The sequence below is a fragment of the Paenibacillus sp. FSL R7-0272 genome (genome assembly GCF_037969905.1).
Lineage (GTDB): Bacteria > Bacillota > Bacilli > Paenibacillales > Paenibacillaceae > Paenibacillus > Paenibacillus polysaccharolyticus.
The window spans coordinates 3266250-3286347 of record NZ_CP150221.1 but is presented as its reverse complement, the minus strand read 5'-3'; the positions used below and the strand labels follow the sequence as shown (position 1 = coordinate 3286347).

18 protein-coding genes are annotated in these 20098 nt (G+C 44.0%); 4 read left to right on the top strand and 14 right to left on the bottom strand.

Translation table 11 applies throughout. The features are described from left to right. Positions 1 to 29 precede the first annotated feature (29 nt). From MKY23_RS14510 to MKY23_RS14485, 6 genes are all read right to left on the bottom strand, one after another. A complete protein-coding gene (locus MKY23_RS14510; RefSeq protein WP_339830325.1) occupies positions 30 to 2681 on the bottom strand; it encodes an ABC transporter permease in 2652 nt (883 codons plus the stop codon). Beyond that, positions 2674 to 3366 carry an ABC transporter ATP-binding protein gene (locus MKY23_RS14505; RefSeq protein WP_154959114.1) on the bottom strand — a complete coding sequence of 231 codons (693 nt, stop codon included), beginning with the start codon at positions 3364 to 3366 and terminating at the stop codon, positions 2674 to 2676. Before MKY23_RS14505 ends, MKY23_RS14510 begins: the two co-directional genes overlap by 8 nt. Positions 3367 to 3478: 112 nt before the next feature. After that, entirely contained in the window at positions 3479 to 4723 is a 1245-nt protein-coding gene (locus MKY23_RS14500; RefSeq protein ID WP_339830317.1) for a HAMP domain-containing sensor histidine kinase, read from the bottom strand. Next, entirely contained in the window at positions 4723 to 5424 is a 702-nt protein-coding gene (locus MKY23_RS14495; protein WP_339830314.1) for a response regulator transcription factor, read from the bottom strand. Before MKY23_RS14495 ends, MKY23_RS14500 begins: the two co-directional genes overlap by 1 nt. A gap of 200 nt (positions 5425 to 5624) precedes the next feature. Next, positions 5625 to 5810: a hypothetical protein gene (locus tag MKY23_RS14490; RefSeq protein ID WP_090916079.1), complete on the bottom strand. Its 186-nt coding sequence runs from the start codon at positions 5808 to 5810 to the stop codon at positions 5625 to 5627. Between the two features lie 73 nt (positions 5811 to 5883). After that, a complete protein-coding gene (locus MKY23_RS14485) occupies positions 5884 to 6624 on the bottom strand; it encodes a class I SAM-dependent methyltransferase (protein WP_261771648.1) in 741 nt (246 codons plus the stop codon). A gap of 138 nt (positions 6625 to 6762) precedes the next feature. Between MKY23_RS14485 and MKY23_RS14480 the strand changes: the two genes are divergently transcribed. Both MKY23_RS14480 and MKY23_RS14475 read left to right on the top strand, forming a co-directional pair. Beyond that, positions 6763 to 7965 carry an MFS transporter gene (locus MKY23_RS14480; protein WP_339830308.1) on the top strand — a complete coding sequence of 401 codons (1203 nt, stop codon included), beginning with the start codon at positions 6763 to 6765 and terminating at the stop codon, positions 7963 to 7965. Beyond that, positions 7952 to 8599 (top strand): TetR/AcrR family transcriptional regulator, encoded by a 648-nt coding sequence (locus MKY23_RS14475; protein WP_339830305.1) that lies wholly within the window; start codon positions 7952 to 7954, stop codon positions 8597 to 8599. The genes MKY23_RS14480 and MKY23_RS14475 overlap by 14 nt, the downstream gene beginning before the upstream one ends. A gap of 171 nt (positions 8600 to 8770) precedes the next feature. Here MKY23_RS14475 and MKY23_RS14470 read toward each other — a convergent pair whose 3' ends face one another. Then, positions 8771 to 9808 carry a 2-dehydropantoate 2-reductase gene (locus tag MKY23_RS14470; protein ID WP_339830302.1) on the bottom strand — a complete coding sequence of 346 codons (1038 nt, stop codon included), beginning with the start codon at positions 9806 to 9808 and terminating at the stop codon, positions 8771 to 8773. Positions 9809 to 9821: 13 nt separating this feature from the next. Further along, positions 9822 to 10568, bottom strand: coding sequence for an acetoacetate decarboxylase (locus tag MKY23_RS14465; RefSeq protein ID WP_090916072.1), 747 nt, complete (start codon positions 10566 to 10568; stop codon positions 9822 to 9824). Between the two features lie 165 nt (positions 10569 to 10733). On the opposite strand from MKY23_RS14465, the gene MKY23_RS14460 reads away from it, so the two are divergent. Together MKY23_RS14460 and arr are read left to right on the top strand one after the other, a co-directional pair. After that, positions 10734 to 11618: a LysR family transcriptional regulator gene (locus MKY23_RS14460; RefSeq protein ID WP_308721807.1), complete on the top strand. Its 885-nt coding sequence runs from the start codon at positions 10734 to 10736 to the stop codon at positions 11616 to 11618. A 249-nt stretch (positions 11619 to 11867) separates the two neighbouring features. Then, positions 11868 to 12284 carry an NAD(+)--rifampin ADP-ribosyltransferase gene (arr, locus tag MKY23_RS14455; protein ID WP_154888981.1) on the top strand — a complete coding sequence of 139 codons (417 nt, stop codon included), beginning with the start codon at positions 11868 to 11870 and terminating at the stop codon, positions 12282 to 12284. Between the two features lie 10 nt (positions 12285 to 12294). On the opposite strand, the gene MKY23_RS14450 is transcribed toward arr, so the two are convergent. From MKY23_RS14450 to MKY23_RS14425, 6 genes are all read right to left on the bottom strand, one after another. Next, positions 12295 to 13464 carry an MFS transporter gene (locus MKY23_RS14450; RefSeq protein WP_154985424.1) on the bottom strand — a complete coding sequence of 390 codons (1170 nt, stop codon included), beginning with the start codon at positions 13462 to 13464 and terminating at the stop codon, positions 12295 to 12297. Between the two features lie 142 nt (positions 13465 to 13606). Beyond that, entirely contained in the window at positions 13607 to 13909 is a 303-nt protein-coding gene (locus MKY23_RS14445) for a metalloregulator ArsR/SmtB family transcription factor (RefSeq protein WP_154888983.1), read from the bottom strand. 171 nt (positions 13910 to 14080) lie between these two features. Continuing rightward, entirely contained in the window at positions 14081 to 15547 is a 1467-nt protein-coding gene (ascB, locus tag MKY23_RS14440) for a 6-phospho-beta-glucosidase (protein WP_154888985.1), read from the bottom strand. A gap of 278 nt (positions 15548 to 15825) precedes the next feature. After that, positions 15826 to 17784 carry a beta-glucoside-specific PTS transporter subunit IIABC gene (locus tag MKY23_RS14435; protein WP_339839109.1) on the bottom strand — a complete coding sequence of 653 codons (1959 nt, stop codon included), beginning with the start codon at positions 17782 to 17784 and terminating at the stop codon, positions 15826 to 15828. Positions 17785 to 17940: 156 nt separating this feature from the next. Further along, complete coding sequence (locus MKY23_RS14430; protein ID WP_339839106.1) at positions 17941 to 18789, bottom strand: PRD domain-containing protein; 849 nt, start codon at positions 18787 to 18789, stop codon at positions 17941 to 17943. 236 nt (positions 18790 to 19025) lie between these two features. After that, the gene (locus MKY23_RS14425) at positions 19026 to 19964 is read right to left on the bottom strand and encodes an ArsR family transcriptional regulator (RefSeq protein WP_154888991.1); all 939 of its coding nucleotides are present in this window, start codon (positions 19962 to 19964) and stop codon (positions 19026 to 19028) included. Positions 19965 to 20098 lie beyond the last annotated feature (134 nt).

Genomic DNA, 20098 nt, shown 5'->3' with positions numbered 1-20098 from the left:
TAAAGCGAACAACCGAGCTTTTTGACGCATTAATTTTCCCCGCGCAAACCATCTGTAATCTGGATTCGTTCAAGACGTCTAAGCGGCCAGTATGAGGCTATGAGTGTGGCTATGATAGCACCCAAACTGCCAATCAGAATGCTACTCCAAGGCATAACCCATTCGATCTGCACCGCATTCCTCATCAGATAGGACACACCATAGCTCAAACCTGTACCGAGAAGACTTCCGTACACAGCTGCAAATACGCCATAGAACACACCCTCAAGCAAAACCATCTTACGAATTTCCTTTTGCGTCATACCAATCGCTTTTAATACGGCGAACTCCTTCGTCCGCAGAATAAGATTCGTACTTACCGTATTCAAAATATTCAGAAACGCAATGGCTGCAATGACTCCTATAAAACCGTACAGGAATATATTTAGCGTCAGCGCATCGTTACGGGCTTGTTTCATCTCCTCTACCCGATCGCGATAGTTATACCCTGCATCCTGCTGAACAAGGCTTTTGAAATAACCCACAATTGCCCCGTTATCTGTCTCAGGACTCGCTTGAATGAATATTCTGTCATACGCGTTATCACCCGTAATGTTTTCAATCACCTTCGGTGTCGTAATCATTTGAATAACAGCACTTTCGGTGTATTTACCAGAGAGAGGGGCTTGATCTGCAGTTCCGACAACAGTAACGGTTTTGTATGACTGCTTGTCACCCATTGATCGGACCTTAATTTTATCCCCAACCTTGAAACGGGTTTGATCAATGATCACATTGGTTCCTTTGTCGGTGATCATTCTGATTTTCTGGATAACAATGACACCATTTTCATCATTCATTTGGCTTGCATCAATGCTTCCGGAGGTGAGTTTGGGACGAAGTTCCTGAAGTCCGTTTATACCGTAAGATGTCAGAAAGTTGTTACCCATCCGATACCCGTTTTCCTGTTCAACCGTGTACATTTCTTTCTGCTGCTGGTAGTAATCCGGATTTATTTTCTCTTTCGGAATGATCGCTTGAAGCTGGTGGTTGTAGAAAGGATACGCCTCTTTAACTCCATCAAGTGTAACCAGCTTATTATACACCGAATTAGGGATACGTTTATTCATCCCTTGATAGTCCAAGGAGTAAGAGTAATCGATGCCTGATTCAGAGGTTGTTCCTAGAAGGTTCACCAAGCCGCCAAACACAATATACATAACAATGCTGATAATCATCGAAAAAGCCGTAATGCGGAATCTCTTTCGGTTCCGCCGAATATTTCGGCTGGCAAACCGACCTTCAAACCCTAGCCATTTGCTACCTGCAAAAGACAAGCGCTTGAAATCCCCCTGCTCTACCGCCGTGCTGCCTGAGGTTTTCAGTGCTTCAAGCGGTGAAACGTTGGAGGCCAGTTTGGCTGGACCCAGCGCTGACACATAGACAACAATCAGTCCTAAACCTGCTGCCACAAGTAGAACAGGCAATGAAATAATCATGTGCATATCGTTCAGGAAGCCTAATGTCAGCATGCTAATGTTATAGAATAAAACTTTCATTAGAATGGTTCCTGTAAATAAACCGATTGGAATGGCAATTAGACTAAGCACAGTCGCTTCCTTGAATACGATCCTGCGAATCTGGGCTGGTGTTGCACCGATACAGCGCAGCATGCCAAACTGAGAAATGCGTTCAAGCACTGAAATATGAAACGTATTGTAAATTACCGCGCTGGTGCATCCCATGATAATTAGAACAATAGCTGCAAATGCATACATTGAGCTTTGGTTAACGTTGGCATAGGTGCTCTTGCCAAACAGTTTGAGCAATTCATTGTTATATTCAATGCGTATATCCTTTAACACATTTTCACGGTTCAGCTCCTGAGCAGAACCTTGATCCACATTCCCTAAACCCAATGAAGACAGAATGGCCTCGCTCTTCTCCTTTATATTGTCCATCGATTTCATGGTCGCATAGATAAAAAAATTCTGAGACGGATCGATTTTTTGATGATCATCATACGTAATCGCTGAATAGATAAAAGTGGATGACCACGTTACATTTTTGGCTGTTTTCATCACCCCGACAACAGTATATTGCTGTTTTATACGCGGTTTGAATTTTTCATCCAGATTCCACCCATAATCACCAATGGAGTTCACGCTCTTCACCTTTCCGGTGGAAGCTTCGACCCGATCTCCCAGGTCCAGCGTAATCTTATCACCAATCGCAGGTTTTGAAGCGAACGTATTCAGGCTCCAGGATGACAGGATGATTTCGTTAGGCTTTTGCGGCAAACGTCCACTCTCTAACTGAACCTGAAGCTTGGACATGGCTTGCGAGTCGTATCCTTTCACATTCAAATAACGATACGGGGCAGCAAACGGGTTTTCCTTTTGCTCCTTTTCACTCGTGGAACTTATGGTTGCATAACCAATACGATGAATGACCCCTGCACTGCCTATGGCGGCCTGATTCACAATACGAGGTACGTCTTTGCCTGAAACGCCATTGAACGATACTTCATAATTTCCATAATCCCGAATCGTCTGACGCACCAGTTTGTCCTGATAACTCATCGCTAGTGTGCCGACAGCGGTAAGAAGTGTTACCGATAGAATGATGCCAACAATGGTGAGAATGGATCTCTTTTTCTGGCCAAGTAAATACTTCTCGGTGAGCCCTGTGTACTTACGCATCGCTCTCGCCCCCAGATTGCTGATCGAAAAGGACCCCGTCTTTAATATTTACAATCCGATCCGCTCTCCGGGCTACATTGGAATCATGTGTAATCATAATCAAGGTTTGATTGTACTTTCGAACCGAATAGGTGAGCAAATCTACAATTTCTTTACTGTTTTTGCTATCGAGATTGCCTGTTGGTTCGTCAGCTAGTATGATCGAGGGTTTGTTAATCAAGGCTCGTCCAATGGCTGTACGCTGTTGCTGTCCACCTGATAGCTGGTTAGGGAGATGATGCTTTCTGTCTTTTAGACCGAGTACGTTCATTAGTTCGTCTGCATAGTCTTCATCGGCTTGACGATGGTCTAGTAGCATAGGCAGTTTAATATTTTCTTCTGCGCTTAGAACCGGAATCAGATTATACGCCTGGAAAATGAATCCGATCTTTCGTCTTCTGAAAATGGCTAAATCCGTTTCGTTCAGAGAATACAGGTCTGTCCCATCAATATGGACTTGTCCACTGGTTGGGCGATCTACACCTCCAAGTAGATGAAGTAACGAACTTTTCCCCGAACCGCTCGCACCAACAATAGCGACAAATTCACCTTGTTGAACCGTTAAATTAATCTCTTTCAATGCGTCGACCTTCGCGTCGTTACTTCCGTATGTTTTACATAATTCACGCGTTTTTAAAATTTCCAAAGCATGTGCCTCCTTCATGAGCTGTGAACAATTGTTGTATTCATATGGTTATTATAGGCTCGGAAGCTTACGTTAAAGTGAAGAGGAAGCTTACGTTATTGTAAGCTTCCTCTCAATACATTGTTTTCATAAAAGTAATTCGGAATTCAGCTCCCTCTCCAGGCTCGCTTGATATCGAGATCGTTCCACCCAAACCTTCAATAATGGACTTGGTCAGGGACAGACCTACCCCGGTACTGTGAGGTTTAGCATTGCTTCTGCCTAAGTAAAATCGCGTGAACACATGGGGGATCTGTTCCGGCCCGATCCCTTCCCCCTCATCCCGGATGATAATCGAATGAAACAAGCCTTCGTCTTCCATGGTAATGTAGACTTTTCCTGATACGGGAGAGTGCTCCAGTGCATTTTTAGTCAGATTAATAATCGCCTCGGTTAACCATTCTTCATCTGCATGCAGCAACATGCCCTCGCCGCCTTGAACGACAATAGTCTGTTTCTTCTGCTCCGCCAAGGGTTGCAAGGTCTGCACCGTTGATTCAATGATGTCCTTGGGTTTAATGTTTTGCAGTTGAAAAACGATGGCTCCCGCTTCCACTCTTGCCAGCTTCAACAAGCTGATAATGAGCCATTCCATGCGTTCGATCTGTTGCTTGCTTCGTTCCAGAAAAGTGGCTCGGACGTCTTCTTTCATGTGTGGGTCATGCAACATATTTTCATTAAATACGAGCAGGGATGCGAGCGGTGTTTTGAGTTGATGTGATATATCGGTCAGCAGATGGCTTAGAAATGTTTTCTCCTGCTTCAACTGATCTACACTATGACTTAGCCTACCTGCCATCATGTTAAAGCTATGACCTAGAGCACTGAAGTCTCCCTCTGCATTCTCAGGTAATGAGGTATCGAATTGACCTTCCACCACCTGCTCCGCTGCATGTGTAACACGGCGAATTCTGGAAAATAGCTTGCGGTACTCCCAAAATAAAAGCATCAATACCGGGATACCGCACAGGAAAAAGATCAACGCTGTATTTCCAGGTAATGCTGTTCCCGATAGGGCAGGCTGATCCTGAATATTCATATGATTTGTATATCCGTATTGAGACAATATTTGTTTACCTAGCTTAAGATCCTGCGGGTCTGTCCCTTGAGTAATTGTATGAATGAGCTGATCTTCGAGCTGTGGTTGCTTACTTAACACTTGTCCAACAAAGGCCGCGTGCTGGTTCACAACCGTTTCATTAATGCTTTGTGTTTGTAGGTTCATCACAACATAAATGATTGCAGTCAAACCTAATTGAACAAGGATGAACTTGGTGAACACAGATTTCCACTCTGGATTACGGATGACTTCAACCATCAGCGGTATGCTCCTGTCGTTTCGGCGTTCCATTTGTATCCAACCCCACGAATTGTAACAATATACTTAGGCGCGGCGGGTGTTTCCTCCACCTTTTCCCTTAATCTGCGTATATGTACGGACAACGTATTATCATCAATGAATTCACCAGAGACATCCCATAACTTCTCAAGGATTGATGTCCTGCTACATATCTGTTTGGGATGGGACATTAACATAAGAAGCAGCCGGAACTCTAGCGTTGTGAGCGGAACTTCATTTTTGTTTTTGAAAACAACACCTTCCAGCACGCGAACTTCAAAGTCGTCGGATTTCCATATGTTTGAATGCTGTTCAGGGCGGGAATGACGCCGTAAAACAGCCTTGATTCTGGAAAGCAGCTCCTTGGTACGAATCGGCTTGGTCATATAATCGTCAGCACCCAGATCAAGTCCCGCGACCACATTCATCTCTTCATCCAGCGCGGTGAGAAAAATGATCGGCACCTCTGAGTCCACACGAATTTGCTTGCAAAATTCATATCCCGTTCCGTCAGGCAAATTAATATCGAGCAAAATAAGTTCTATCTTGTGCTGCGCAAGAGCATCGCGAGCTTCCTTCAAGGTTCCGGCATGAATGACCTCATAACCTTCATTAGTTAATGTATATTCTATTCCAAATACAAAATTTTCATCATCTTCAACAAGCAAAATGCGATTCATTGTAGCACCCCTATCCTAGCGTAACCTCTTAAAATCAAGTGTATGTGCTTCATCATTCTACTAAATGTATCATTTGAAATACAAGGTGGGAAAAGCAAAAGAAGACAACCAACATATCGGTTGCCTGTGATGAAAATGATAAAACGGTCAAGTCGTACTATAAGTGCGGGATTCCTTTTGTCTTCTCTTCGGAAAACGATTTAATTCACCAACTTCTCCGGGTTTTTCACCTTAATGGAAACGACCTCACCGCAGTTCAGACAAATCGTATACACACGTTCAGAACCAAGCGACATCTTTTTATCCAAAGGCCGCAAATTAATAAAGTCGGTTGCCTCCACAAAGGATGTACCTCCGCAATCGTTACAAGTTCTAGATGTTGTCATATCAAACATTCCCCTTTCTACTTATGTAATTTCAATGCATCATTTCAATCATTTTAATCATTACGATGCATTCTTACCCTTTCCTACATACACTAATTACCATTGGGCTTGAGGGTTGAAACGGCGTTTGATCCCAGTTCGCATATTGCTTCTCCAGGGTAAAACCTTGCTTTTCCAGCAACTGCTGCAGTGTCTGCACATCTGTGAATCGGCAAGCAATGCGTGACGTGGTTTGACGATGCCCCCAGTTTCGAACGGTTGTCCAGTGCATGATCTGTTTCTCGGCATCATATGTCTGGTTACCAGATACATTAACGGTCACGCCATCCACATCGACAAATGTGCCCCACTGCTCTTCTTCTTCATCCGATAAATCATTGCCGTCCGGATTTCGCATCTCAAATGCAAATATGCCACCAGGCTCCAAATGATTATACGCCGTTTGCAGCAATGCCTGCTGATCTTCATCGCTCAGAAAAGCCTGAAATGCATTTCCTGTCAGAAAAATCATGGAGAAGCGCTGATCGGATTCAAACGTACGCGCATCTGCTTCGATAAAATCAACCGGTAGATCCTTCGCTTTGACCCTCGCATACGCGAGCATAGGCTCTACGATATCTACACCGCTAATTGGAACTCCTCTTTCGGCTAAATAAAGTGTGGCTAATCCTGTTCCACAAGCAAGCTCCAGCACATGTCCCGGATTTTTCTTGGCAAGTTGAAGGAAAAATTCGTATTTGTCCGTCTCGCCGCCGAATTCCAGATCATAGTTCATTGGATCTCGGTACTCTTCCTGATTGTTGTGATCAATCAATATGCCTCCCCCTTTTTCCATCAAAAATGTATTTACAACAGGAATTATAACACACTATAATGGTTTACAATGAGTAAAGGTTAACAGTGTGTAAACCATAAAAATATGTAGATAATGGAGAAGGAGAAATTTAAACGTATGCGTACCATGACACAATCCACCCGCTTTCCGATGTTCATTTTGATGTTAAATCTGTTTATTGCTTTGCTTGGACAAGGGATGCTGATTCCAATATTACCGGAGTATCTCAAGCTGTTCCATGCAGGAGGCACCGTTGCCGGATTTTTGGTCGCAGCCTTTGGCGCAGCCCAGTTTCTGTTTTCTCCGCTTGGAGGACAATGGGCTGACCGTTTTGGACGTAAAAAGCTGATTATGGCAGGTATGTTTCTGGTTGTCGTGTCTGATCTTATTTTTGCGGTATCGACGTCTCTACCTCTCCTCTATATCGCTCGTTTCATCGGGGGAATCAGTCTAGGTCTGATGGTTCCAGCCAATCTGGCTTATGTGGCCGATATTACAACCCCGGAAACCCGCGCCAAGGGGATGGGTTATTTCGGTGCATCGATGAACCTGGGTATGGTGCTTGGGCCAGGTTTGGGCGGTTTTATTGCCGAGATGGGTGTGCGTATGCCGTATTTCGTCGCTTCCGGTTTGGGTTTAGTTGCGGCAATGCTTACTCTTCTCTTGCCAGAGACTCTTCCACCTGAAAAAAGAACAATCTCAACGTCGAAGAAAAAAGGGTTCACCATGGGCGAGCAAATCTGGAGTTCGTTCAAGGTTCCTTATTTTGGATACTTGTTGATTATTCTGGTGATGACCTTTGGTCTGATGAGTTATGAGACGGTCTTCTCGCTGTTTGCCAAATACAAATATGGCTTTAATGCTTCAACCATCTCGGTTATCATCACCATGGGAGCGATTATCGGTATCGTGATCCAGATCTGGTTACTGGACTTTTTTGTGAAACGCTTGGGCGAAATCAAACTCATCCGTCTGTCCTTAATCATGACCCCGATTGCTTTTCTGCTGATGTTAATTAAGGTTAATCTGACATTTTTATTATTTGCATCAGCGCTTTATTTTGCATTCAATGCGTTCCTGAGACCAACTGTCAGCTCCCTGATATCTAAAAGTGCCGGGGATCGTCAAGGTTATGCATCAGGTTTGAATACGACGTATTCGAGCTTAGGTACTGTCTTCGGCCCACTTGTTGCAGGTCTGCTGTTTGACAAAAACGTAAACTTTCCGTATATTTTTGGTGCCTTTATGTTACTGGCAGCATTATCACTTACGATGAGCGCACAACGTTCAAAGAAAGGAAACCGATATGCAAGCGAATGAGAATTGGCATCAGCAGTTAAAAAATCAGAATCGGGATGAACTGATCGAAGCGGGTAAGCACCTTTTTCTGAAACACGGTCTACTTCAAGTGAAAATCAAAGACATTTGTGCTGAAGCGAATCTAAGCCGCGTGACCTTCTATAAACATTTTCAATCGATCGATGAGCTGCTGCTCACCATTCAGATGCAGTTGGTTGAATCCATGACCCAGCACGTAGAGCGGGCTGCAAGCCCAAGTGGTAGTGGCCGTGAACAGCTTGCAACAATGCTGAACGCATGGGTTTCTTTTGCTAAGGAAAATCCTGACCATATTCGTTTTATTCAATTATTTGATATCAATTATGAGGTGGTTCATTTTCAGCCGGAATTAAAGGATACTTATGAACGGTTTATCCAAAACGGTAAAGAGAACCACTTCCTGCTTGAAGCATTGAACTCAGGTGTTGCCGACGGCAGCATCCGCAATGCTACCCCTCCGCTTAAGCTGGCGCAGTTCATATTTACGGTGATGATGGGCATGTTGCAGAAGATGTTTACACACCGCTCACATGAACTTCATCAACTGGATGATCAGATGACAAAGCAGTTGGTTGATATGCTGTTGCATTATGCAGGCAATGAGGACAACCGATAGAGTCAATTCGTGGAGCAAGATTAATCCGTTGGAATAATGACTTTTAGCCAAACTTCACAAAATAAAAGAAGCCCTCCCTCACACGTATGGTTCATTGTACTCATGCGGAAGGAAAGGCTTCTTTGTTTGCGTTTTGTGTTATGAATTTGTGATTACATCAAGCTTCAAGCTTTACACCTGTGACATATTCAAAAGCTGCTCAAATGCATGGATGTTAGTTGCAAACTCAGGTACGTTCTGTGCGTCTTCTGCGGCTTCGACCAGTTGAACGACCGTATCATTATACGGTGTTGCAATCCCGGTACCTTTTGCCTTGCTCGAAACTACGCCGTTGATATAATGAATCTCCGTTTTACGTTGTTTCTCCAGATCCTGCAACATGCTCGCCTTAAGCAGTCTGGATGGTTCCATTACATGACGTAACGTTTCAATACGTGCAGGGACTTCCTTTTCGCTCTGTAGCTCCAATGAAGCCATATCGAATCCGTTCATCGTGACAAAAGAAACACCATTCGCATGTCCGACCTTGATCGTTTCGTCAATGATATGAACCGCACTTCGAATGCCTGCTTCATGATCGAGAATATCTCCATACGTGCCGTTCAGTGCAGCAGATAAACCGCTAAAAGCATTGTTGATTAGCAGTTTTGACCATTTCGTGCCTACCAGATTATTCGAGATATGTGTACCTCCAACGAGATCAAGAACTTCTTTTACACGCTGAATTCGTTCGGTTGTCTCTCCATTCAATTCCCCGATCTGGAATGCGTACTGCTTGAATTGAGGATACGCCGTGGTCAGACTGGATACGCCGGGTTCCATGAATGTAGCACCAAACTCAACGGAACCCGCGATAACCCGTTCAGCTCCAACGATCGATGCCACGTTGTCTTCGGGAATTCCGTTTTGCAGAGAACATACAACACTGTCTTCATGCAGATATGGAAGCAATTCTTTCAATACAGACTCATTGTACAATTGTTTCGTTAACAACAGCACAAGATCATATTGCCCTGACTTTTGTTCAGGGGTGATGGCTTTTACTTTGGCCTGAAACTCGGTCGTTCCGGTTACTTTTGCTCCTGTCTGATTAAGTGCATCGACATGTTCCTGATATGCATCAATTAACTCCACGTCCATTCCGCCATCTGCCAGATAAGCTCCAACGATGGTTCCAAGTGAACCTGCACCTACAATTGCAATTCTCATATGTGTTGCCTCCTTATTTTTCTTCCAGATAGTTATATACAGGCTGTGCTGCATTCAAAGTTAAGTTCGTCAGAATGTGTGAAGCAGACACGACTTCAAGCACTGGTAAATCAGCCAAAGGCGCAAGCGCATGCTCAAAAAGTTGTAGCCGAGCCGGGCCTGTCCAAGCTTCCTTCACCTCGATGTCGGTAATCTGGGTACGTATCAGGTCGCAGATCCGCAGATTCCCGGTATAATCCGTAGCTATTTTGATCATAAAGTTGGGACGGCAGATTTCTTTTTTCGCAAGCTCTTTGTCCATCTCCACATGTTTGAAACCCATCGTTGCTGTGGCTACGCGCAGTGATCCATAGTCCAGTGTACCGACGAGTGTGTCAGAGTCTGTGTACAGCTTGGGAGCACCGAGCTTTTTGGGATAAGCGGTTAACTCTCGGCCACTTGCAATGGCGGGAAAGTTATCCACGTACATCGAATGCACGTAATCCCCGTCTTCCCCATTAAACTGCACGGGAATGACCTGTCCAGCTTCCGTATATGCGCCAAGTCCGGAGACGTCCGGCATCCACATCACTTCGAATTTCACCAAGGGTTCGGTGATTTGCAATGGCTCAGGAACAGCTGCCCGCAGAGCCTGTTCATCCGTTCGATAGATGATGTTCAAGTACTCGCGATTAACGAATTTATACGGTGGCATTGGATATGCCGGGGCTGTTAAAGGCGTGTTCAGGTTTTTGGCGATATTGTTCACATCGATTTTCATGAAAAAGACACCTGCCTTTGCATTAATGATTGATTGGTTATGTCATTGCGTTGTGTGTTTATTTACTTATTTGCTATAAATAAAGTCTACATCTTTCTTTAAATTTAATATAATACTTAATAAGTACTATATATATTTATTGAAATAAATAAGGAGTGCATACCAATGGAGCTTCTCCAATTGAAATATTTTCAAACCGTTGCCTACACAGAACATATCTCCAAAGCCGCTGCTCAGTTAAATATCGCTCAGCCTTCGTTAAGTCTCACCATCAAGCGGTTGGAGGACGAAATGGGTACTCCCCTTTTTCATCGAAAAGGCAGAAACATTGAGCTGAATGCCGCTGGAGAAATTTTGCTGAAACATGTGAACCGCATTTTTGTTGAGCTGGAGAATGCCAAGCTGGCCATTACGGAAAAAGAGGATGAACTGTCGAGGCTGATCCGGATCTCCATCTCCAATTCAAGATTTCTATCAGGTCTAATACGTGAGTATATCGAAGTTTTCCCCGATTCACAGCTTCATCAAGGTATTGCAAGTCGAAATGACATTATTACACAGCTGAAAAAAGGAGATGTGGATCTGGGGATCACCGGCTACCCGGTTCAGGATGAGGAGATTGACAGCCGCGTGCTTGTCGAGGAGGACATTGTGCTTGTCTTGCCTGCTGATCATGCTTATGGCAGTGAAAAGCAAATTTCATTACACGCCGCTGCGAGTGAACCTTTTCTTTCTCTCGCCAATAACGATGAATACCGACGTTTCACCATGATGCTGTGTGAAAGGGCAGGTTTTGTTCCTCATTTGGCATTCGAGGTCGATTCTCATACATTGGTCGAGATCATCAGACTGGATCGTGGGGTTGCACTGCTGCCTGTCTCTGTCTGTCGTAATCTTGGACTGCACTATGTGCCGATTGCTGACGATGCCGCCGTATATCCGATCAGCTTATCATGGATGAAACATCGAAACCTCTCTTCATCATTGGAACAATTCCAACAATTTATTATTTCGTATTACGCATCCAATGCCTCGATGTTTAAGGTGTAATATGAATGAGGATTCGATGGCAGGTGATTGACGCAGCCTTGCCTCTTCGGCTGACTGCTGTTCGTGTTAAAAACAAAAAAAGCCGCTAAATTAGCGGCTGAATTGAAACAATTATGGTCCGTTCCACGGGACAGTATCTTTCCTCTACTCTAATTATAACGTTTATGAAAATAGAATAACAGACTGTTTTTTCACCGATGCCTGCACTATACTGCTAAATACAAATCTAAAAGTTGAGGTGTGTCCGTAATGGATGACAAAAAAATAGTCTTAGATCCGGGTCCCTTTTTTCACGGTACCAAAGCAGAACTAAACATTGGCGATTTATTAGAGCCGCAATTTTTATCCAATTATCAAGACAAGAAGTCGAATCACATCTACTTCACCGGAACCTTAAATGCTGCTAAATGGGGTGCCGAATTAGCACGATCTGATTCAAAAGAACGAATTTACATCGTAGAACCCTTAGGAGATTTCGAAAATGATCCCAACGTAACGGATAAACGGTTCCCTGGAAACCCGACTCGATCCTATCGATCCAAATCCGCACTAAAGATCGTCGCTGAATTAGGTTCATGGGAACGACACACGGATGCAGAAATTGATCATATGACTTCATCTCTGAAAAAGTTAAGTGATGAAGGTAAAAATGTAATCTACGATTAATTTATCGAAGTCAATGATTAACATTCACTTTTGTAGCTACATTTACTTTATTAAGGATGATTAATGCTATTATTGCGATAGCAATTCCACCAGCACCAATCCAGGTTATCGATGAGAGAGAGAACGTTTCAATCGCGATTCCTCCCATACCTGCACCGGCTGCCATAGCAAGCTGCATCATGGACTGATTAAGACTTAGCATCACTCCTGAAGCTTCCGGTTCAATGGTCGTTAAATGATATTGCTGCGTTGGACCGGAGGACCAGGCGGAAAAGGACCAGAACAAAAGTACGATCATTACGCCCACTAATGTATGGGTCACAATGGACAGCAGGATCAGCATGAGAATATGCAGTGCAAATCCACTGAATAATGTGCGATGAACTCCCCACCGATCCGCACTGAAGCCACCAAGCTTGGAACCAATCATGCTTGCTATACCAAATACAAGCAAAGCTCCACTGAGATATTGGTTATTTAATGCTGATACTTGAAGCAAATAGGGTGAGAGATACGTATAAGCGATTGAGTATCCTCCCAGCCAGAAGAAAGTGATCGCTAATCCTAATGCGACTTTAGGGTTTTTCAATAGACTTAGCTGCTGCTTGAGCGGCACAGGCGCGTCCCCCTCAATACGCGGAATGACGAAAGAAAGAATGATTATAGCCAAAATGCCTAAAATGGCAATTCCTCCAAACATGGATTTCCAACCTAGAGTGTCAGCTGCAATTCGCCCAAGGGGAACACCAATGATTAATGACGCTGTGAAGCCCATAACCACTGTAGCAATCGCACTTGCTTGTTTACCTGACGGTGCAATTTTAGCGGCAATGTTCAAAGCAGTGACCACGACAATTCCTGCTCCAATCGCCATCATGACTCGAGCAGCTGCAAAGAGTCCATATCCTGGAAGTACAAAGGCAAGGATATTAGAAACAACAAATATGCCCATACTGATCACGATTAACTTTCTTCTGTCCATACTCGCGGTGAGCGCCATTAGAATAGGTGTACAAAGAGCGTAGATCAAAGAAAAAATGGTAATTAACTGACCTGCTGCAGCCAGTGAGACATCAAAAGAGGCGGCCACCTTATCTAAAATACCTGATAAAGCATACTCGGAAGTGCCGACTAAAAAACTGACTATGGCTAAAATGTAAACTTTCGAATGGGATGACATCAATTGAATCCACTCCTCAATAAATTTATAAATTGTTATATCTAAATTTGTAGATATAATGAACAACAAAATGACATATTGTGAATTGTCGATATGAAAAGTTAAAGAAAAACTGAATTCTTGGTAAGAACTCAGTTGCAACTTACATATCACTCATCATATAACGAGTAAATTCAGCTATCGCTTCCTCGTCTCTCTGATAATACGTAAATTTGCCTATCCGTTTGGTCGTGATCAGCCCTGCTCGCTGCAATATCGTAAGATACTGGGAGGCGGTCGACTGTGTCATGTTGAGTTTGTCGGTGATTTGACTTACACATACCCCTATTTCGTTCATATCCACTCCTTCATGGGGTTTGAAATGCTCGTTTGGTTCTTTGAGCCATTGTAAGATCTGAAATCTGGATTCATTCGAGACAGCTTTCAAAATTTCAATTGGATTCATAATCATCATTATATCGATCTTTTGCGATATGTCAATTTAAAATGATTAATGATCTTTTGTGTTAGGCTTCAGGGGCGTGAAATGAAATATAAGAAGATTGCCTGATGAGGCAACCTTCTTATATATGTGAAAAAATTAGAGATAAGAATGACGAGTCCTAATTACATTTTATTAAAGAATCTCTCCATTGGACTCAATCACTTGTTTGTACCAATAGAATGAGTCTTTGCGTGTTCTATCCAGCGAACCATTACCCGCGTTGTCTTGATCAACATAGATAAAGCCATAACGTTTACCCATCTCGGATGTGGAGCAGCTGATAATATCAATCGGTCCCCAGCTGGTGAATCCCATCAGTTCCACACCGTCAGCTACCGCTTCTTTCATCTGCTCGATGTGGCTACGCAGGTAATCAATACGATAAGGATCATGTACAGATCCATCCTCTTCGAGCGTGTCCGTAGCGCCGAGCCCGTTCTCTACGATAAAGAGCGGCATCCGGTAGCGGTCATACAACCGGTTCAGTGCGATGCGAAGACCGATTGGATCGATTGGCCATCCCCATTCGGTGGCTTTCAGATGCGGGTTTTTGATCTGACTTACCAGCATACCGGAGTTGCTGTTGTCATTCGGGTCGTATTTTCCGATATACGTCATGTAATAACTGAATGCAATGAAGTCCACTGTATTGTCGCGAATAATCGCATCATCTTCAGGCTCTTTCACCAGTTCAATGCCTTGCTCTTTAAAATATCTTTGCATATAGGACGGGTACTCTCCACGCGCCTGTACTTCCGGATAGAACAGGTTCATCTGATCTTCCTTCATGGTTTGCAGCGCATCTTCCGGTTTGCTGGATGCAGCGTATGTCTCCAGACGGCAGATCATACAGCCGATTTGGGCATTAGGCATTTTCTCTTTGCCGCTTTTTACAGCCAGCGCACTTGCCACAAACTGATGATGTGTTGCTTGATAGGCTACCTGTTCCGGTGTGCCCTTGATTTTATCTTCCAAAATGCCGCCACCTGTATACAGACTGGTTAGCATCATATTCATCTCATTGAAGGTAATCCAGTATTTCACTTTATCTTTGTAACGGTCAAACAGTGTGTTCGCAAATTTTAAATACAAATCAATCATCTCGCGGCTTTCCCAGCCATTATATTTGCGGGTTAACTCAATCGGCATCTCATAGTGAGAGATCGTAACCAACGGCTCAATGCCGTATTTCAACAGTTCGTCGAACACTTTATCATAGAAAGCAAGCCCTGCTTCGTTCGGAACGGCTTCTTCTCCTGTCGGAAAAATTCGCGGCCAAGCAATGGAAAGGCGGAATACTTTGAAGCCCATCTCCGCAAACAAAGCGATATCTTCTTTGTAGCGGTGGTAGAAATCTACTCCATTCCGTTTCGGGAAATACACGTCACTGTTGCCGCTCAAATATTGCTCCAATTCCACGGAATTGACGTCGAACGTAAAATCTTTGCCATTTCGCTCCTCATGGGGAACATAAGGTGCCATGTCAGAGGTAGAAAGTCCTTTGCCGTCAGCATCAAATGCGCCTTCCAGCTGATTGGCAGCGGTAGCACCGCCCCATAGGAAGCCTTTAGGAAAAGTGTGTTTTGTCGTTTGTGTCATGATGGTTTCTCTCCTTTTTTTTATTTACACGTGCCACTTCAATGACAGATTAACCTTCCCATCGCTGTTATCCCCAGATTTTTTTGAATTATTTTTTAGTTGAGAAATATGGTGATAAGCATATGCTTCCGAAGCAGCTTTCTTACAGAAAGCTTTTAGGCGATCGCGTTGCTTTTTCTGGTTATTTCTGTCCTCTCCGTTTTTGTGTAAATATATCGTTAAATTCTATAACTCGGTAAAATAGAAATCCTTCATTCGTTGTTTTGTAATAAGTGTTTTTAACGAACGGTGAGTAGCAGTAATTCATTCATTGGAACCACCCCCTTCACCTGAACGGGTACTACATCAAGGTAATCTGGCGTGTTGGCTACAATGACCGGGGTGGTCAGATCAATACCGGCGGCTTGAATGCTCTCGATATCAAATTCCAGCAATAAATCACCCTTGTTCACTCGTTGTCCGATGACAACCTTCTCTTCAAAAAACTTGCCTTTCAGGGACACCGTGTTAAGTCCAACATGAATGAGAATGTCGATTCCGCTGGAGGAAGTCAGCATGATGGCATGTTTGCTTTTCGCGATCATTGTGACCGTTCCGTCAAATGGTGCGGTTACACGGCCTTCTTTTGGAAAAATAGCAATTCCTTTTCCCGTCATTTCCTCTGCAAACGTAGGATCAGGCAGTTCTTTGAGTGAGACCAGTTCACCGGTAAGCGGGCTGAATATTTCACCTTTCTTTTCCTCGATCGAATGAACGGTCACAGGCGGTTGTGAAGGTTCTTGATTAGACCGATTTGTTGTTCCTGATCGTTTTGCTGATTCCGATGCTGTTGTTGGAGCTATTGCTGACGAACTTGCCCCAGCAGGTTGCTGCGTAATCGGTTCATCCCACTTAAGCAATAAGGTCACTGTAAACGAAACTACGAAGCTGATACCTACACCGATGAGCGCGTACCAGAAATTCGCCATCCCCCCGTTTGGACCAATGTATAAAGGCAACGACAGCAGACCCGGAACGGCAAAACCGAAACATTTTAACCCTACCGCTGTAATAAATCCACCGCCGGCTGCTCCACCGATGATCGAAGCATAGAACGGTTTTTTCAGCTTCAACGTTACTCCATAGATTGCAGGCTCTGTGATGCCCAGAAAAGCAGATATACCGCTGGATAAAGCAATTGATCTCATCGATTTGTTTTTAGTTTTGAGGAATACCGCCATTACGGCACCAGCTTGACTCATATTGGCTACAAGGTTAAGCGGTAGTAACAGCACGTCGTAACCGAGTTTGCTCAAATTCTGTAATGTTCCCGGGAAAAATGCATAATGCATACCCGTCATAACGATCACTGGCATAAGTCCGCCCAGCACGATTCCTGTTAATGGGCCCGAGTGAGCAAAGAGCCAGGATGTACCGATCTCCAGATAAATGCCGATGTAATTACCAAGCGGTCCAATAGCTATTAGCAGAATCGGGACGGTAATCACCAGCACGATCATTGAGGTGAAGATGACTTTAACCGGACCAGGAATGAAACGATCGACCCAGCGATGTATATAACTGAGAAGCCACACCCCGAGAATAATCGGAATGACAGACTGGGTGTAATTCACGATCGACACCGGCAGAGATAGAAAACGAATCGGTTCCAGATGATTTTCCAGATAAGCATTCAAAATGGTTGGATATAATAGTGTACCTGCAAGCGTCAAGGCGATATATTCATTGACTTTAAACTTCCGCGCAGACGATACAGCGAGCAGGAAGGGTAAGAAATAAAAGGCCGCATTGGCTATGGACGCCAAAATCTGATACTCACCGCTAGTCTCTTGAATAACTCCCAGAGTAACAAGTAATGCGAGAATGCCTTTCAGCATCCCGGTACCTACAATGGCTGGAAGAATCGGGGTGAAAATACCCGAGATCGTGTCCAGTACGGCATTAAGACCTCTTGAACGCGGCGGTTCTGCTTCTCTCTCCGTTGCACCAGCTTGTTTCAACTGGTCCTCCAGCTCTTCATAGACGGCCGCAACTTTGTTGCCAATCACAACCTGGAACTGATCGTTTTGGAACTGTGCCCCAAGAACACCATCCAGTGCGCGAATCTGTTCAAGCTGCACTTTCTTTTCTTCACGCACATTAAAGCGCAATCGAGTGATACAATGCCAGGCTTGCGTAATATTTTCCTGCCCTCCTGTTAATCGGATGATCTCTTTGGACAACTCCCGGTGATTCATGCTGCTTCCTCCTTTTTTGGCGAAAAAAAAACCAAATGTAAACCCGCCCCGCTACTTAAGCGGAATCGGAAACATTTGGTGGTGCCTGATCGAATCAGTAACACTCCATATTCAATTAACATGGTAATGGAATATCTTCTAAGAGCTGTTTTGAGGTCAACCCGTGTCGGTACGGGATGTTACTCTTTCGATGTGGATCATAAGGTATACCATCTCATCGGGAGTAATTACAAATCCGCGTTGCTGTTCCATCGTCTCCTTGATCTTGAGTGCGCATTGGAAGCTATCTGGATAACGTTCCGACAATACATCATATAAAAACTGCTGATCCTTGAATGAGAGCACTTCCCGGTTCATTTGCCGAACGATGAAGTATCTCAGATGGGTAATGAACCTGGAGAAATCAGCAGACTCCTGATTCAGCGTTCTCCCAAAATGATCGGTCATGATCCCAAGAATGTCATTAATCATCTGTGTAATCTTGATCGTCTGATTCATGCTACCCGAATCAAATTGTGAATTCACAAAATGAAAAGCAATGGAGCTGGCCTCACCCGCAGGCAATGCGACCAGAAAAGCTTCATTGATCTTGCGTACCGCTAACTCACCAGCACGATATTCTGCAGGATACAGATGGCGAATATCCCAGTGTAGCGGATTTTGCATGTCCACCCCTTTTCTGAAACGATCCAGAGCAAAATGAATATGATCCGCAAGCGTTAGTAGGATAGAATCATTCAGCTTTTTCCCGATGATCTCCCTGCCTTCTTCTATAATCTGATCCGTGATATCGATAACTTGCAGAGGGATATCGCTAAGAAATTGCTCGACTCGCTGATATTTATCATTCGAGCCGATCCGGAACATTTTCTGAATCTGGCTTTGCTCGATCGGCTGTCCCTTTACTTTTTTGAAGCCTACACCTGTTCCGATGACAATGACTTCACAGCCTTCAGCGTCCTCCGCCAGGGCGATATTGTTGTTTAACGATTTCTTGAACCTCATGATGTTTTCACCCCCCATATATGCAAAAAGCACCACCATGGCCAGGTACACAAGAAATAAACTTGTGAAATCCAGACTGTGGTGGTGCCTGATCGAATCAGTGACACTCCTTATTTAGCTGTATTCTATACCAGCCATGTAATCGTTGTCAATACCATAACGCTGGAATGGGTATATGCTTCGTTTAAGTCGGATTATGCGCTGCTCTTATATAGGTTGATACCAAATTGCACATTTTATTCTTCTGAAGTGTTGTTTTCTAGAGCATTTTCATAATAATACCGAATCAGAATGTCCTGATCATAGTTGCCAAACCCTTTCCCAAATAGGGTCAGCCCACCTCGACCTGCTGCGCTCTCTTCGGGTTTTAACCCAAATGTCCAATAGGTAGCTGCTCGTAGATCCAGATCCGAGATCGTGACATCCGAAATTTGTTGACCATCCATAAACGTGCCTTCCTCGTTAATGCGCAGTACTTTTAACACACCATACTGGTTTACATCCAGTTTCCACCATAGTGGGGTATGCTTGCCCTTCCGATCTCCGAAGTCTCCAGGGCTTGTCCATGTACCGAGATCATTGCCGTTAAGCGTAAAACGGATATCGGATGGCCAGTTTTCATTGACTTTGGGTGCTTCCGAACTGAGTTCAAGTGAAATCTCTATCTCCCGAAGATGCTGATCATTATTCAGATAATTGGGAATCTTATATTCCAGAAAACCTCGTGCCATCCAAAGAATTGCCGCGTTAACCCGATCGGGGTCCATGAAACAGGCGGGTGTATCGTATTGTCCGATCATCTGAGTGGTCGTTGCGAGCCCGCATGTCGGCCATGCTTCATAATCTGTATAATGTCCAACGGGGATGGATACTTCATGATAAGAAGCCTCAGCGGGTTCGGGGGGCGACAGTTGAATGGTCATGAACTCCTGCACGATAAAACAATATTTATAGGTTCCGCCATTTTCACGTTTCATTCGGCTGCCTACGATGCCTGCTTTCTGCAGTTTGCTAACATGTGTACTGACGATGGCTTTGCTCAGATATAGTTCTTGGGCGAGCGCATTGATATGCATCTCCCTATTTTGCAGCAACAGCCTCACAATATTTAAACGGGCTTCACTTGCCAGCGCCTCGTAGACAAGCAATGAGGATGCATCTGTTCCAAGCATCATAGAATACACTTCCTTTTGTATTTTTTGCTTATATATTTGGTATCCCATTTGTGTTCAAGCTTCTGTTCTATGGGTTAATTTGATCTTGTATTGAAATTATAGAATTCGCTATTTAGCGAACTGTGTAAAATGAA